Here is a 16,423-nt window from a genome sequence, read left to right on the forward strand (position 1 = left end):
CGCACAGGTCTGGCAGCAATAGCGGAGAGGACACACCTGTTTCCATGCCGAACACAGAAGTTAAGCTCTCCAGCGCCGATGGTAGTTGGGGTTGAACCCCTGCAAGAGTAGGACGCCGCCAGGCATGACAGAAGAGGCTGAGCCCAACATAATTTGGATCAGCCTCTTTTATTATTTCTGTTATGAAAGGGCGTACATGACTTTTATGTTATATAGAAGGCCAGTTTAAACAGCATTTGAAATTATTTCACATCATATATTTAAAGTAACCCGTTAAAACCCGTTAAAATAGCAGGAGGGAGGTTTAGCCGATGTTCGACTATTTGACTGAACATATTGGGGATAATTTTAATATTATTATGATCCGCATTGTAATCGCCTTGATCTTATCTGGATTGATTGGTTTTGAACGGGAATTAAAAAACCATTCTGCAGGCTTCAGGACACATATACTGGTAGGCGTGGGTGCATGTCTGATGATGCTGTTGTCATTATATGGCTTTGAGACGTTGATTCCAGTATATGACAATATCCGCTTTGATCCAGCTCGGATTCCGTCTTACGTTATAAGCGGTATTGGCTTTTTGGGTGCCGGTACAATTATCGTGAACGGCATGACCATCCGCGGTTTGACAACTGCCGCATCCATTTGGACAGTCGCTGGGCTTGGTCTTGTAGTTGGAGCCGGTATGTACGCTGCGGCTGTTTTTACAACTTTTATTATTTTACTGAGTCTCATCTTCCTGAATAACTTTGAAAAATTATTCAGGAGAAAAAAACCTTATCAAATTGAAATAACAGCACTTCCCGGGTTAACAATTAATAGCGTCGTATCTGTCTTTGAATCCTATTCGCTGACGATTAATCAAGTGAACATCGAACGGATTGATGATGAACTGCGAAATATTATCGTAAAAATTGAGCCATATAAAGAATTAAACCAGGTAGAGCTTTTTGAAGATATATCAAAAATTGACTATGTCAAAAATATATCGGAACGAAAATAACAAATGAAGCACGAAGGTCAATATGGTTGTATGTCTGAAGTTTATTTCGGAACCTTATAAATCATGTCAATTCTGCAGTCCAAATGAAGTTTCAATTCCTTTTAAGTTGTCTAAGCTAGTGATAAGATTACTTGCATCTTTGTGCGTATTACGTATAATGGAAGTATAGTCAAAGTTAGTCAAAGTCAAAGCCATTTAAACAACTGCACATCAATGATGAAGAGGATGAGGAGATATGCGTAATATTTCTGATATCATAGAACAGCATTTAAAACAGATTTTGGAAGCCGCGGGCAGGGATATGGTTGATATAAAGCGAAGTGAATTAGCAGAGGAATTTCAATGTGTGCCGTCCCAAATCAATTATGTGATTAAAACCCGTTTCACTGTGGAAAAAGGGTATATAGTAGAAAGTAAACGAGGAGGCGGCGGATATATCCGGATCATAAGAATTAAACATCAGGACAAAGCGGCGTTAATCGATGATATTATTGGAATGATCAATCCGAGTGCTTCACAGCAGGCGGCATTGGATGTGCTTGAACGGCTGATTGAAGAAGAGCTGGTGACAGAACGAGAGGCAAAAATAATGTTAAGTGCCATTAACAGGGAGACGCTTGCATTTCAGCTGCCATTGCGTGATGAAATTCGTGCACGGATTTTAACGTCGATGCTGACAACGCTGAAGTATTTAAACAGCTAATCAAGGGGGGACTAACGTGGAATGCCAGGAATGCCATGAGCGGCCGGCGACACTTCATTTCACCCAAGTGATCAACGGTGAAAAAACAGAGGTTTATGTGTGTGAGATTTGTGCAAAAGAAAAAGGCTATATGAATTATCCAGAAGAAGGGTATTCACTGCACCACTTGCTGTCCGGATTGTTAAATTCAACATTCGAAAGTCCGAAAAGTACGGCAGGCCAGCAGACAGAAGAATTGCAATGCCCAAAATGCGAAATGACACTGTCAGAATTTAAGCGGGTGGGCAAATTCGGCTGCCCGGATTGTTATGAGACGTTTGCCGCCAACCTTGATCCCATCTTTCGCCGTGTTCACAGCGGTAATACAAAGCATTATGGAAAAATCCCGGCGCGCATCGGCGGGGATATGCGTCTCAAGAAGCAAGTTGATGCCCATAAGGAAGAACTTCAGCGGTTAATTAAAAATGAAGCATTTGAAGAAGCCGCGACCATCCGCGACAAGATTAAAGCACTGGAAGAACAGACGCGGGGTGATGACACATGACACTGCAGGACTTTATGAATGAAGCGATCAGTCCATGGATGCGTGAAGAAGGACCTGACAGCGATATCGTGTTAAGCAGCAGGATACGGCTGGCTCGAAATTTTGTCCGATATTCTTTCCCGATCCTGGCCAACGAAAAGGATTTGCAATATATTAATGAATTCATCTATCAGGAATATGAAAACCAGTCATTCCAGGACTATCATGATTTTTCATTTGTTCCTATTAAAGATTTGACCCCTGTGGAAAGACGCGTTTTAGTTGAAAAGCATTTAATCAGTCCGCATTTGGCGGAGCGGAATCATGCATCAGCGGTGCTTATATCTAAAAATGAACAAGTTTCAATTATGGTAAATGAGGAAGACCACCTCCGAATACAGCTTTATTATCCCGGCTCTCAGTTGAACAAAGCCCTGAAAAAGGTATTCGAACTGGATGATTGGCTGGAAGAAAAAATCGATTATGCCTTTGATGAAGAGCGGGGGTATTTGACCGGGTGCCCGACGAATGTCGGAACCGGTATGCGTGCGTCAGTCATGATGCATTTGCCAGCTTTGTCCTGGACTCAGCAGATTAACCGGATGATCCCGGCTATTAATCAGCTTGGGCTGGTTGTCCGCGGCATTTACGGGGAAGGCAGCCAGGCAACGGGGAACATTTTCCAGATATCTAACCAAATAACGCTCGGAAAGTCGGAAGAGGACATCGTAGAAGATTTGCAGAGCGTTGTCCGCGAGCTTATTGAACACGAACGCAATGCAAGAAACCAGATCATGGACCAGTCGCAAATCAGGCTGGAGGATCGGATTTACCGTTCCTATGGTGTGTTAACGTGCAGCCGGATTATTGAATCAAAAGAAGCGGCAAAATGTTTATCGGATGTCCGGCTTGGAATTGATTCAGGAATTATTGAAGATGTTCCCAGAAATATTTTGAATGAGTTAATGGTGCTTACACAACCCGGTTTCCTCCAGCAGTATGCGAAAAAGACACTGACACCTAATGAACGGGATGTGCTAAGGGCGTCACTTATTCGTGAACGAATGCAATTAGAGAACTAGGTAGGAGGAAAAGTATATGATGTTTGGACGTTTTACAGAACGCGCACAAAAAGTATTGGCATTGTCTCAAGAAGAAGCGGTAAGGCTAGGGCACAACAATATTGGAACAGAGCATATACTGCTTGGGCTTGTCCGTGAAGGGAACGGCATTGCAGCCAAAGCACTTGAGTCTTTGAGTCTGGAAGTAACCAAGATTCAGCAGGAAGTGGAAAATCTAATCGGCACGGGCAAACAGCCGATGCAAACAATTCATTATACACCGCGTGCCAAAAAAGTAGTGGAATTGTCGCAGGATGAAGCACGCAAGCTCGGGCATTCGTATGTCGGAACAGAACATATCCTGCTTGGCCTGATTCGTGAAGGGGAAGGTGTGGCAGCACGTGTCCTTAACAACCTCGGTGTCAGCCTTAATAAAGCACGCCAGCAGGTCCTGCAGCTTCTGGGAAGCAATGAATCACAGGCTGGCCGCCACAACAGGAGTTCACAGTCATCGAACGCCAACACACCAACTCTTGATTCACTGGCACGTGATTTAACCGAAAGTGCCAAGGAAGGTAACGTCGATCCGGTTATCGGCCGCAGCGAGGAAATTGAGCGGGTTATCCAGGTGTTAAGCCGGCGGACTAAGAATAATCCGGTTCTGATCGGTGAGCCCGGCGTTGGTAAAACAGCTGTTGCAGAAGGTCTCGCCCAGCAAATCGTCAACAACGAAATCCCGGAAATACTTCGTGACAAGCGCGTCATGACGCTTGATATGGGGACGGTTGTTGCCGGCACTAAATACCGTGGTGAGTTTGAAGACCGGCTCAAAAAGGTGATGGAAGAAATTCGCCAGGCAAACAACATTATTCTGTTTATTGATGAATTGCATACATTAATTGGTGCAGGTGGTGCAGAAGGGGCAATCGACGCCTCCAATATTTTAAAGCCGGCGCTGTCCAGGGGAGAACTTCAGTGTATCGGTGCTACCACGCTGGATGAGTACCGTAAATATATCGAAAAAGACGCGGCCCTTGAACGCAGGTTCCAGCCGATTCAAGTCGATGAACCGACGCTGGATGAAACAGTACAGATTTTAAAAGGATTGCGTGATCGGTATGAAGCTCATCATCGTGTGACCATCACAGACGAATCCATTGAGGCGGCAGCCAATTTATCTGACCGATATATTACAGACCGCTTTCTGCCTGATAAAGCCATTGACCTGATTGATGAAGCCGGTTCAAAAGTCCGTTTAAGCTCCTATACAGTTCCGCCAAACCTAAAAGAACTTGAGAAGAAACTTGAGGATGTGCGCAAAGAAAAGGATTCTGCTGTTCAAAGCCAGGAATTCGAAAAAGCTGCTTCATTACGTGACTCCGAGCAGCGTTTGCGTGAGGAATTGGAAGAAACAAAAAATGAATGGAAAGAAAAGCAGGGTCAAAAAGATTCCGAGGTGACGATAGAAGACATTGCTAAAGTCGTTTCCACCTGGACAGGGGTGCCTGTTTCCAAGCTGACAAAAGACGAAAGTGAGCGGCTCCTGAACCTGGAAGATACGCTGCATAACCGGGTAATCGGCCAGGATGAAGCGGTTGAAGCAGTGGCCAAAGCCATCCGCCGGGCACGTGCCGGACTGAAGGATCCCAAACGTCCAATCGGGTCTTTCATTTTCCTTGGTCCTACCGGTGTCGGAAAAACAGAACTTGCCAGAGCACTGGCTGAAGCCATGTTTGCTGATGAAGAGGCTATGATCCGGATTGACATGTCGGAGTATATGGAAAAACATGCCACCTCCCGTCTGGTAGGCTCACCTCCGGGATATGTCGGTTATGATGAAGGCGGACAGCTGACGGAGAAAGTCCGGACAAAGCCATATTCGGTTGTATTGCTGGATGAAGTGGAAAAGGCACACCCTGAAGTATTTAATATTTTACTGCAGGTGCTTGAAGATGGGCGTCTGACCGATGCCAAAGGACGTGCCGTTGATTTCCGAAACACTGTCCTGATTATGACATCCAACGTTGGTGCCAACGAGCTGAGACGAAATAAATATGTCGGGTTCACACTTGATGATGACCAGGAACAAGACTATCAGAACATGAAATCAAAGGTGACCGACGAATTGAAAAAAGCATTCCGTCCTGAATTCCTGAACCGGATTGACGAAACAATCGTATTCCATTCATTAGAACGGAAACATATGAAATATATCGTCAATCTGATGATTAAACAGCTTCAGATTCGACTGAAACAGCAGGATGTTGAATTCAGTCTGACTGACAAAGCCGTTGAGAAAATTGCCAATGAAGGGTTTGACCCGGAATATGGCGCGCGGCCATTGCGCAGATCAATTCAGAAAAACATCGAGGATTTGCTTTCCGAGGAGCTGCTTAAGGAAAACTTCGAAAAGGGCGAAAAAGTGAAAATCGGCCTTAACAATAAAGGAGAATTCATTATTTTGCCGTAATAAAGCCATTTTAGCGGGAAAGTGATGTCCAAAAAGCTGGAAGGAAGCAACCTTTCAGCTTTTTGCGTTGCAGCGGAGCGGGCAGTCAGATGTTATAATTAAGGATGTTCAAAAAGCACGGTAAAAGCTTTATCCTGCTATTGAACAGATATTTTTTGGTTTGTGGAATAAATATGGAACGAAATTTATGAAAATGATAGAAAGCTGTAACTTTTATGTGATGTCAATCGTATATAATAGAGAATATAGCGAAGGGAAAGGTTCATATTGGCTAAACGGAAAACGAAGTATGTTTGTCAGGAGTGCGGCTATGAATCTGCTAAATGGATGGGAAAATGTCCGGGCTGCAACAATTGGAATACACTCGTTGAAGAAATAGATGCATCATCTGCGGGCGGCAGGCATACAATGAGCAGGGACGGTAAATCTGCCAGCCAGCCTGAAAGCATTACATCGATTGAAACTAAAAAAGAACCCCGGATAACAACCGGGATGAAGGAATTCAACCGGGTGCTTGGCGGGGGCATTGTTCCCGGATCGCTTGCACTGATAGGCGGTGACCCGGGGATTGGGAAGTCTACATTGCTGCTGCAGGTATCCTCGCAGCTTGCTGAGAAGCAATTGCCGGTTCTCTATATCTCCGGTGAGGAATCAATCCGGCAGACAAAACTGCGGGCTGACAGGCTTGGCGTCAGCTCAGATTTATTGTATGTGCTGGCGGAGACAAACTTGCTTGATATCATCAACCAGATTGAACAAATAAAGCCGGCGCTCGTTGTGATAGATTCGATTCAGACAATCTACCGCGAAGAAGTGACCAGCGCCCCCGGAAGTGTTTCCCAGGTGCGTGAAAGCACTGGCGAATTAATGCGTATTGCCAAATACAACGGCATCCCTATATTTATTGTCGGGCATGTGACGAAGGAAGGGGCGATCGCCGGGCCAAGGATGCTGGAGCATATGGTGGATGCTGTCCTTTATTTTGAAGGGGAACGTCACCATGCATACCGTATTCTGCGCGGGGTGAAAAACCGCTTTGGAAGTACGCACGAAATGGGTATTTTTGAAATGAAGGAAGAAGGGTTAAGGGAAGTCATGAACCCGTCCGAGATTTTTCTTGAAGAAAGGTCGCAGGGAGCAGCCGGATCCACTGTGGTCGCTTCGATGGAAGGAACCCGGCCGGTACTGGTGGAGATCCAAGCGTTGATTTCGCCAACGAGTTTCGGGAATCCACGGCGCATGGCAACCGGTATTGATACTAACCGTGTACCGCTTCTGATGGCGGTGCTTGAAAAACGTGTAGGCCTCATGCTGCAGAATCAGGATGCATACATTAAAGTGGCCGGCGGGGTAAAACTGGATGAACCAGCCATTGATTTGGCCGTGGCCGTCAGCATTGCGTCAAGTTTCCGGAATCAGGCGACAAGACCGGAAGATATCGTGATTGGTGAAGTTGGACTGACCGGGGAAATCAGACGTGTGGCCCGGATCGAGCAGCGTGTGCAGGAAGCGGCAAAGCTTGGCTTTAAGCGGGTTATCTGTCCACAGAAAAACTTGGAAGGCTGGGTTCCCCCTGAATCGATTCAGGTTGTGGGTGTCAACACGGTCGGGGAGGCACTGGATGAAGGTTTGACACGCTGATCCGGCAGCTTTAATTTTTTCACACAGTCCATATCATTAAATTGACAGGCTATGCGAAAAGTGATAAAATGAATTGTTTTCTAAATTGACTCACTTTTGTGGTTATGATAGGCTTTAAGTGATACTATACATTAATTTTGGTCAATGACGGTTATTCTATAAAAAATGGGTAATAATAACGATAGGAGGTGAGTAATGGTGCTGAAAATGATTGTCCATTTATTTTTTATCATTAGTGGAGGTACCATTGGGTTTTTGTACATCCCGGAGATTGTCAGACTGTTGGATTTTACCGACGCGGCTTGGGTTGCATCCCCTTATTTAGGCATGATCATAGGTGCAATTATATTATTTGTTTTCTCTTATTTTGTCGCGGGTCATATCGTCGGATTTTTGCGCTGGATTGAAGAGGCCCTAATTAAGATTCCGGTAAGTGACTTGCTGTTTGGAAGTTTTGGTCTGATTGGCGGTTTAGTGATTGCTTATTTAGTGAACATCCCGCTGACAGACATCAATATTTATCTCGTTTCGCAGGTTTTACCGCTCTTTATTACCATTTTACTTGGTTATTTCGGATTTCAGGTTGGTTTCAGACGACGGGATGAATTAATGAACCTGCTTAATTTTAACCGGAAAGAACGGGATAAAAAACGTGTTTATGAGGGGGATACTCCTCAGAAAACCCTGCCGAAGTCCAAAATTTTGGATACAAGTGTTATCATTGACGGTCGTATCGCTGATATTTGCCAGACAAACTTTTTAGAGGGAACAATTGTCATCCCTCAATTTGTACTTGGCGAGCTGCAGCACATCGCTGATTCGTCCGATGTACTGAAACGCAACCGCGGGCGTCGCGGACTTGATGTTCTCAACCGGATTCAAAAAGAATTGCCAGTGGAAGTTGAAATTTACGAAGGTGATTTTGAGGATATTCCGGAAGTGGACAGCAAGCTGATTAAACTTGCGAAAGTAATTGATGGCATCGTTGTCACCAATGATTTCAACCTGAATAAGGTGTGTGACTTGCAAGGTGTGCCTGTTTTGAATATTAATGACCTGGCCAATGCCGTCAAACCGGTTGTTCTGCCCGGCGAGGAATTAATGGTTCAAGTGATCAAAGACGGCAAGGAGCACAATCAGGGCGTCGCTTATCTGGATGATGGCACAATGATTGTGGTGGAAGAAGGTCACGATTATATCGGCAAGAAGATTGAGGTTCTGATTACAAGCGTGCTGCAGACATCGGCAGGAAGAATGATCTTTGCAAAACCAAAATTACTTGAAAAAGCTTTATAAAAACGGTATAAATTAAGAAGGAAACAAAAAGTGATAACGCCACGTGTTATCACTTTTTATACGTATGATATATTTGTCATTTACTCATAAAAAAGAAAGGAGCACCACCATGATAAATCAGGTTCGAGTACGCTATGCGCCCAGCCCGACCGGTCATTTGCATATTGGGAATGCACGTACAGCCTTATTTAATTATTTATATGCGAAACATTTTGACGGAAAATTTATTATCCGGATTGAAGATACAGATACCAAGCGCAATGTTGCCGGTGGAGAAGAAAGCCAAATGTTGTATTTGAAATGGCTCGGCATTGAGTGGGACGAAAGTGCTGATATCGGCGGTGATTACGGTCCATACCGCCAGATGGAGCGGCTGGAAATCTATCAGCAGTATGTTGACGAGCTGCTCGAGAAAGGTTTGGCTTACAAATGCTATATGACCGAGGAAGAGTTGGAAAGGGAGCGCGAAGAACAGCGTGCCAAAGGACAAGTTCCGAAGTATTCCGGTGCCCATCGTCAGCTGACAGCAGAACAAATTGAAGCGTTCGAACAGGAGGGGCGTAAGCCGAGCATCCGTATGCGCGTTCCTGAGAATAAATCGTATATGTTCAATGATATTGTAAGGGGCAATATCACGTTTGAGTCCAGTGATTTTGGTGATTGGGTCATTGTCAAAAAGAATGGTGCACCGACATATAACTTTGCTGTGACAATTGATGACCATCTGATGAGAATCACAGATGTATTACGCGGTGAGGAACATATTTCGAACACGCCAAAACAAATGATGGTCTATGAAGCATTTGGATGGGAACCGCCGAATTTCGGCCATATGACCCTGATCCTGAATGAAGAGCGCAAAAAGCTGAGTAAACGTGATGAACATATTCTGCAATTCATTGAACAATACCGCAACCTGGGCTATTTGCCTGAAGCCTTGTTTAACTTTATCACACTGCTTGGCTGGTCACCGGTCGGTGAAGAAGAGATCTTCACGCAGGAGGAACTGATTGAGATTTTTGATCCGGAACGACTGTCGACGTCGGCTGCAATTTTTGACCAGCCGAAACTGAAGTGGATGAATAACGAATATATTAAAGCTGCAGATACTGAACGAATCATTGAGCTGGCGATGCCGCACCTGATCGAAGCAGGAAAGTTACCGGAAAATATGGATGCATCCACAAGAGAGTGGGCTGAGAAAGTGATAGCGCTGTACCAGGAGCAGCTGCGGTACGGTGCTGAGATTGTTGAACTGACTGAGTTGTTTTTTAATGAGTTCATCAGTTACGATGAAGAGGCCATGGATGTGCTGCAGCAGGAGCAAGTCCCTGAAGTGCTTCAGGTCTTCACGGATAAGTTGATTCACCTGGAGAATTTCGAGAAAACTGCCATTAAACAACAGATTAAGGCAACCCAAAAGGAAACCGGTCACCGCGGCAAAAAGCTATTCATGCCAATCCGCGTGGCAACGACCGGTCAGACACACGGGCCAGAGCTGCAGGCAGCCATTGAATTATTGGGCAGGGAAACTGTTGTGAGCCGTCTGGATAATTTATTGAAACAGCTCGGAGCTTAATAATTCACATTTGCAACTGAATGTAATATAGTAATAACATAATTAAATTCAGATAGTGTATGTTCAAAAAAAGACCAACCGTAGTTTTTGAGCAGTCTCTAATAGAGAGCGTTGACAAGGAGAAGTAAAAAACACATCTGCTTATCCAGAGAGAATCATCACCGGCTGCAAGTGATTCTAAGCACCGTTTTTGAAATGCACCTTGGAGCCCGTTATAGAATGCCAGTATATAACGGCGGTCCTCAACCGTTAACAGAGCCAAAGCCGGGAGAAAGCCGAATTTCTTCAAACAGAGTGGAACCGCGCAGGTAAGCGCCTCTGTGTAATCATTACACAGAGGCGCTTATTTTTTAACGTAAGAAATAGAATTTATAACGAGGAGGGAGAAACCAAACAATGGGCATCTTTAAGCGAATGAAGGAAGATATGGATGTTGTGTTTGACCAGGACCCTGCAGCGCGTTCATATATCGAGGTGTTCCTGACTTATTCCGGATTGCATGCCATCTGGTCACATCGGATTGCCCACTTTTTCTATAAACGCAATTTACATTTTATAGCACGTGCCATTTCGCAAATCAGCCGTTTCTTTACCGGCATTGAGATTCATCCCGGTGCAAAAATCGGTTGGAAGTTCTTTATTGATCATGGTATGGGGGTTGTCATTGGCGAGACATGTGAAATCGGCAATAATGTCACTTTATTCCAGGGTGTGACACTGGGAGGAACAGGTAAGGAAAGGGGAAAACGGCATCCCACGATCAAAGACAACGCCATGGTGACGACCGGTGCGAGAGTGCTTGGCAACATCACTATTGGCAACAGTTCAAAAGTTGGTGCCGGGTCGGTTGTTTTAAAAGACGTGCCTGATCACTCAACCGTTGTAGGCGTCCCTGGCCGGGTGGTTGTGCAAAACGGGGAAAAGGTACGCAAAAATCTGGACCATCATAAACTCCCTGACCCTATCGCTGATCGGTGTGCAAAGCTGCAGGAGGAAATTGACGGGTTGAAAGCAGAGATAGCAAAGTTAAAGGAAGTGAAGCAGAATGGCGATGACGATTTATAATACACTGACACATGACAAGGAAACGTTCAAACCGCTCGATGCAGGCAAGGTGCGCATGTACGTCTGCGGACCGACCGTCTATAACTATATTCATATCGGCAACGCGCGTCCTGCCATTGTGTTTGATACTGTCAGACGTTATCTTGAATATAAAGGGTACGATGTGGATTACGTCCTGAATTTTACTGATGTGGACGACAAGATTATTAACGCAGCCAATGAACTGAATGAGCCGGTTTCTGATGTGGCGAATCGGTTTATCGATGCATATCTGGCCGATGTGGAGGCGCTCGGCGTTAAAAAAGCCACCCATAATCCGCGTGTTACTGAAACAATGGACGATATTATAAATTTCATCTCAAATCTGATCAGTAAAGGGTATGCCTATGAGGTGGAAGGGGATGTTTATTTCAGGCCCCGTTCGTTTGACGGTTATGGGAAATTATCACACCAGTCCATCGATGAATTGCGAAGCGGTGCGCGTATTCAGGTTGGTGAGAAAAAAGAAGATCCGCTCGATTTTGCTTTATGGAAAAAAGCAGGAGATGACGAAGTTGCATGGAATTCCCCATGGGGGCAAGGTCGCCCTGGCTGGCATATCGAATGCTCTGCAATGGCGAAAAAGTACCTTGGCGAAACGATTGATATTCATGCCGGCGGTCAGGATCTGACATTTCCGCACCATGAAAATGAAATCGCCCAGTCGGAAGCAATGACTGAAAAGCCGTTTGCTAATTATTGGATGCATAATGGGTATATTAATATTGATAACGAAAAAATGTCCAAATCACTTGGCAACTTTGTTTTAACCAAAGATATTATCGAACAGCATGATCCCCAGGTAATTCGTTTTTTCATGTTAAGTGTCCATTACCGGAATCCGATCAATTTTACGGAAGAACTGCTTCAGGGAGCGAAAAACAGCCTTGACCGGGTTAAAAATGCTTATAAAAATCTGGAGCACCGCAGCCAGTCAAGTATGGGCCTGACGAATACAAGTGATGAATGGCTGGAAAAAATCAGTCAATTGAATAATCAGTTTGAAGCGGCAATGGACGACGATTTTAATACAGCGAACGCCATTTCTGTTTTATTTGAACTGACAAAAGAGGCCAACGTGTACCTTGAAGAAAAACAGACAACCATAAATGTCATCAGGGCATTCCAGGAAAGTATGAGCGCCGTGCTCGGTGTATTGGGAATCCGGATAGAAATAGAAGAGGGATTGCTTGATGAAGACATCGAGGCATTATTGAAGGAGCGGACTGAAGCCAGAAAAAACCGTGATTTCAGCCGGGCCGATGAAATTCGGGACAACCTGAAAGAGAAAAACATTATCCTGGAAGACACACCTCAAGGCACCCGGTGGAAAAGAGCAGGCAATGAGTCTTGATGTCAGACAGATGAAAAGTCTTGCGCTTGCCTATATGGGGGATGCGGTTTATGAGGTGCATGTACGGGAGCATCTTTTAAAAACCGGAAAAGTAAAGCCGAATCAGCTCCACAAGGAAGCTGTCAATTTCGTTTCGGCAAAGTCACAGGCAGCGATTGTCCTGTATTGGCTGGAGGCAAATTATCTTACCGACGAAGAAAAAAAGATTGTCACCCGGGGCAGAAATGCGAAATCCGGAACTGTACCCAGGAATACAAGTGTCCAGACATACCGCTATAGTACAGCATTTGAGGCGTTGATCGGCTATTATTATTTACTGGAAAACAGAGAGCGCTTAACCGAATTGCTCAATGCGGCCGTGGCGTTCGTCGAAGGGAGGAAAGACTGACAATGGATCAGGAAACCATCATAGGCAAAAACCCCGTTATGGAAGCATTGAAATCCGGTCGTCCGGTTATTAAAGTGTTTGTTTCAGAACACTTGAATAAAGGCTTATCCGGAAAACTGCAGCAAATGAGCAAAAATGCCGGGACGATTATGCAAAAAGTACCGAAAAAGAAGCTTGATCAAATGGCTTCCGGCAATCATCAGGGAGTTGTCGCCTACGTTGCCTCTTATGCTTATGCATCACTGGAAGATTTGTTCTCCAGGGCAGAAAAACGGAATGAAGCCCCCTTTTTGATTATTTTGGATCAGCTGGAGGATCCGCACAATCTGGGGTCCATACTGCGCAGTGCAGATGCAACGGGCGCACATGGGGTAATTATACCAAAACGGCGTTCAGTCGGTCTGACAAGTGCGGTATCCAAAACGGCTGTGGGTGCCTTGGAACATATCCCGGTTGCCCGGGTCACCAATATCGCCAATACAATCGACGAACTGAAGAAACGTTATGTCTGGGTTGTCGGAACGGAAACGAACGCAACCGAAGATTACCGTGAACTCGATGGTACGCTGCCGATTGCATTGGTGATTGGCAATGAAAGCAAAGGGATGAGCCGGCTGGTGAGAGACAAATGTGACTGGACCCTCAGACTGCCAATGAAAGGGCATGTTTCTTCCCTTAACGCTTCGGTCGCCTGCAGTCTGCTATTATACGAGGTGTTACGCAAACGATATCCGGCTGGTGACTCATCATGAATGTGCTCGTAGTAGACGGCTATAATATCATCGGCGATTGGGAAGATTTGCGCCGGCTAAAACAGGCCAGCATCGGACAAGCACGTGATATGCTGATTGAAAAGCTCGCAGAATATCAGGCATATACAGGTATGAGGGTGATCGTGGTATTTGATGCGTACTACGTAAAAGGAATTGAAAGCAAACTGAAGGAATATCAGGTTGAGATCATCTATACCAAAGAAAATGAAACGGCCGATGAATGTATTGAGCGGATTGTCACAGATTTAAAGAATGTTATTAATCAGGTTTATGTGGCAACCTCTGATTATGCGGAACAGAGGACAATTTTTGGCCGGGGGGCATTGAGGAAATCGGCAAGAGAACTTCAAATCGAGCTGGATGATATCAATAGAGAAATAGGGCAGCAAATCGAAAAGCATCATAAAGTTCAGCCGCAGATTAAAATCCCGCTGACACAGGATGTTCTGGAGAAATTTGAAAAATGGCGGCGGGGGGATATATGACCCTTTCGTCTCTTTTCGTATATTTTATTGATTTTTTGACCACTGCGGTTAAAATAACTTTGCCCTCCGCGGATGGGAGATGAATCGGCTTCGGATTGGAGATGACGTATTCTATCTGGCGGGAGTTCATGTTGACTATTAGTAAGCGCTTACTGTATAATATTTTTAAATTGACTGCTGTGCAGCCGGGGGGTTATTTTTGGTGAGTGTCAAGCTGGCAGATAGAGATTATCAGAATCTGGAATCGCTTCATGATGATGAAATTATTCGCTTGATTCATCGGGGAGATAGCCGTGCGCTGGACTTTCTGATACATAAATACATAAATTATGTTCGGGCCAAGGCACGTACATATTTTATCATCGGCGCTGATAGAGAAGATATTATTCAAGAAGGCATGATTGGTCTCTATAAGGCAATCCGAGATTATGATGGGGACAGGCTCTCATCATTTAAGGCATTTGCCGAATTATGTGTTACCAGACAGATTATTACCGCCATCAAGATGGCTACACGGCAGAAACATACCCCGCTTAACTCATATGTGTCTCTGGACAAACCAATTTATGATGAGGAATCCGACCGAACCTTGCTGGACATCCTCGCTGGATCAAAATCGTTTGATCCTCAGGATTTGCTTGAAAACAGGGAAAGGTTTTTTGATATGGAAGGAAAATTGTCGGAACTATTAAGCGACCTGGAAAAAAAGGTTTTGAGCTTGTATATGGACGGCTGCACGTATCAGGAGATTTCTGTCAAATTAAAACGGCATGTTAAATCAATCGATAATGCTCTGCAGCGCATCAAACGGAAGTTAGAGCTGCTTATTGAAGCGAACCAGGCAGAAGCCAGGTAGTTCATTGACATATGATGGCGGCCGTGCTACATTTATATGAGTGAAAACCCTGCAGTGGGGTGGTACGGTGACGAAAAAAGTGATATTGGCTTGTACCCTCTGTGCAAGCAGAAATTATACGACGAGCAAAAATGCATCCAAACAGCCTGAACGATTAGAAATACAGAAATACTGCAAAACATGCGGTAAACATACATTGCATCGTGAGACGAAATAAGGTGTTAGTCAGGCAGGGTCTGGAGGGGGACAATCTTTGAAAATCTTTAAATTTTTCAAGAATGTTTCGAGAGAGATGAAAAAGGTCAGCTGGCCAAAAGGCCGCGAGCTGACAAGCTATACAATAACCGTATTAACAACGGTGGCATTTGTTGCGGTTTTCTTTGCAATCATTGATCTCGGCATTTCACAACTGCTAAATTTATTTTTTTAACCGCAAATCTTGAATAATGAACCTATTTTTATGCTATAATGGAAAATAATATTTTGATTAGAAAAACCCGGGGACGTCGGGTTTTTTAATATGTTTGAATTTTTCTTGAGCAAAGAGTTAAAAAAGTCAATTAAGGGAGGGAAGGGCAAGCTTAATTGTCCTGATCACATGGAAAAGAACTGGTATGCAATCCACACTTATTCCGGTTATGAAAATAAGGTGAAGACGAACCTTGAAAAACGTGTGGGAACAATGGGTATGGAGGATAAAATCTTCCGTGTGCTTGTACCGGAAGATGAAGAGACGGAAATCAAAAATGGCAAGAAGAAAGTGGTCAAAAAGAAATTTTTCCCCGGCTATGTGATTGCGGAGATGGTTATGACAGATGATTCATGGTATGTGGTGCGCAATACACCAGGTGTCACAGGGTTTGTCGGGTCAAGCGGTCACGGGACAAAACCAACGCCCATTTTGCCTGACGAAGTAGACGCGGTACTGAAACGAATGGGCGTGTCTGATCCTGTCCCGCAAGTTGATTTTGAATTAAAAGAGAACGTGAAGGTTACAGACGGACCGTTCAATGAATTTACAGGTACAATCGAGCACATTGATGCCGATAAGCAGAAACTCAAAGTGCATGTAAACATGTTCGGGCGTGAAACCCCTGTCGAGCTGGAATTTTCCCAGGTGGAAAAAATGTAAAGGTTGTTCAAAAAATCTGGTAAAAATGACACTTCGCATTTCTTCGTTGAC

At 44.6% G+C, this 16,423-nt stretch carries 17 protein-coding genes, 1 rRNA gene and 1 other annotated feature; all 18 genes read left to right on the forward strand.

Annotated elements, in window-relative coordinates:
• The first annotated feature begins 8 nt into the window (after nt 1-8).
• The 18 genes from rrf to nusG all read left to right on the forward strand — a co-directional run bounded on the left by rrf (nt 9) and on the right by nusG (nt 16,372).
• Nucleotides 9-124: ribosomal RNA gene (rrf, locus tag VK097_RS04910) — 5S ribosomal RNA — on the forward strand.
• A 187-nt stretch (nt 125-311) separates the two neighbouring features.
• Complete coding sequence (locus tag VK097_RS04915) at nt 312-1,007, forward strand: MgtC/SapB family protein (protein ID WP_324210691.1); 696 nt, start codon at nt 312-314, stop codon at nt 1,005-1,007.
• A 235-nt stretch (nt 1,008-1,242) separates the two neighbouring features.
• Complete coding sequence (locus VK097_RS04920; RefSeq protein ID WP_324210692.1) at nt 1,243-1,710, forward strand: CtsR family transcriptional regulator; 468 nt, start codon at nt 1,243-1,245, stop codon at nt 1,708-1,710.
• A gap of 16 nt (nt 1,711-1,726) precedes the next feature.
• Nucleotides 1,727-2,254, forward strand: a complete 528-nt coding sequence (mcsA, locus tag VK097_RS04925) for a protein-arginine kinase activator protein McsA (protein ID WP_324210693.1) — start codon at nt 1,727-1,729, stop codon at nt 2,252-2,254.
• Nucleotides 2,251-3,315, forward strand: coding sequence for a protein-arginine kinase McsB (gene mcsB / locus VK097_RS04930; protein WP_324210694.1), 1,065 nt, complete (start codon nt 2,251-2,253; stop codon nt 3,313-3,315). The genes mcsA and mcsB overlap by 4 nt, the downstream gene beginning before the upstream one ends.
• 16 nt (nt 3,316-3,331) lie before the next feature.
• Nucleotides 3,332-5,764 (forward strand): ATP-dependent protease ATP-binding subunit ClpC, encoded by a 2,433-nt coding sequence (clpC, locus tag VK097_RS04935; protein ID WP_324210695.1) that lies wholly within the window; start codon nt 3,332-3,334, stop codon nt 5,762-5,764.
• Nucleotides 5,765-6,031: 267 nt separating this feature from the next.
• Nucleotides 6,032-7,405, forward strand: a complete 1,374-nt coding sequence (gene radA, locus VK097_RS04940; protein ID WP_324210696.1) for a DNA repair protein RadA — start codon at nt 6,032-6,034, stop codon at nt 7,403-7,405.
• 198 nt (nt 7,406-7,603) lie between these two features.
• Entirely contained in the window at nt 7,604-8,701 is a 1,098-nt protein-coding gene (locus VK097_RS04945) for a PIN/TRAM domain-containing protein (protein WP_324210718.1), read from the forward strand.
• 109 nt (nt 8,702-8,810) lie between these two features.
• Complete coding sequence (gltX, locus tag VK097_RS04950) at nt 8,811-10,280, forward strand: glutamate--tRNA ligase (RefSeq protein WP_324210697.1); 1,470 nt, start codon at nt 8,811-8,813, stop codon at nt 10,278-10,280.
• A gap of 102 nt (nt 10,281-10,382) precedes the next feature.
• Nucleotides 10,383-10,603: a binding site (T-box leader), on the forward strand.
• A gap of 73 nt (nt 10,604-10,676) precedes the next feature.
• Nucleotides 10,677-11,345 (forward strand): serine O-acetyltransferase, encoded by a 669-nt coding sequence (gene cysE / locus VK097_RS04955; protein WP_324210698.1) that lies wholly within the window; start codon nt 10,677-10,679, stop codon nt 11,343-11,345.
• On the forward strand, nt 11,326-12,738 hold the full coding sequence (gene cysS / locus VK097_RS04960) for a cysteine--tRNA ligase (protein ID WP_324210699.1): 1,413 nt from the start codon (nt 11,326-11,328) through the stop codon (nt 12,736-12,738). Before cysE ends, cysS begins: the two co-directional genes overlap by 20 nt.
• Entirely contained in the window at nt 12,728-13,126 is a 399-nt protein-coding gene (locus tag VK097_RS04965; RefSeq protein WP_324210700.1) for a Mini-ribonuclease 3, read from the forward strand. The genes cysS and VK097_RS04965 overlap by 11 nt, the downstream gene beginning before the upstream one ends.
• Before the next feature lie 2 nt (nt 13,127-13,128).
• On the forward strand, nt 13,129-13,878 hold the full coding sequence (gene rlmB / locus VK097_RS04970) for a 23S rRNA (guanosine(2251)-2'-O)-methyltransferase RlmB (RefSeq protein WP_324210701.1): 750 nt from the start codon (nt 13,129-13,131) through the stop codon (nt 13,876-13,878).
• Nucleotides 13,875-14,384, forward strand: coding sequence for an NYN domain-containing protein (locus tag VK097_RS04975; RefSeq protein WP_324210702.1), 510 nt, complete (start codon nt 13,875-13,877; stop codon nt 14,382-14,384). The genes rlmB and VK097_RS04975 overlap by 4 nt, the downstream gene beginning before the upstream one ends.
• A 202-nt stretch (nt 14,385-14,586) precedes the next feature.
• The gene (sigH, locus tag VK097_RS04980; protein WP_324210703.1) at nt 14,587-15,240 is read left to right on the forward strand and encodes an RNA polymerase sporulation sigma factor SigH; all 654 of its coding nucleotides are present in this window, start codon (nt 14,587-14,589) and stop codon (nt 15,238-15,240) included.
• 67 nt (nt 15,241-15,307) lie between these two features.
• Entirely contained in the window at nt 15,308-15,457 is a 150-nt protein-coding gene (gene rpmG / locus VK097_RS04985) for a 50S ribosomal protein L33 (protein ID WP_324210704.1), read from the forward strand.
• Between the two features lie 36 nt (nt 15,458-15,493).
• Nucleotides 15,494-15,670 carry a preprotein translocase subunit SecE gene (gene secE, locus VK097_RS04990; RefSeq protein ID WP_324210705.1) on the forward strand — a complete coding sequence of 59 codons (177 nt, stop codon included), beginning with the start codon at nt 15,494-15,496 and terminating at the stop codon, nt 15,668-15,670.
• A 168-nt stretch (nt 15,671-15,838) separates the two neighbouring features.
• Nucleotides 15,839-16,372, forward strand: a complete 534-nt coding sequence (nusG, locus tag VK097_RS04995; protein ID WP_324210719.1) for a transcription termination/antitermination protein NusG — start codon at nt 15,839-15,841, stop codon at nt 16,370-16,372.
• Nucleotides 16,373-16,423: the final 51 nt, after the last annotated feature.

The organism is Lentibacillus sp., from assembly GCF_035301675.1.
GTDB lineage: Bacteria > Bacillota > Bacilli > Bacillales > Amphibacillaceae > Lentibacillus.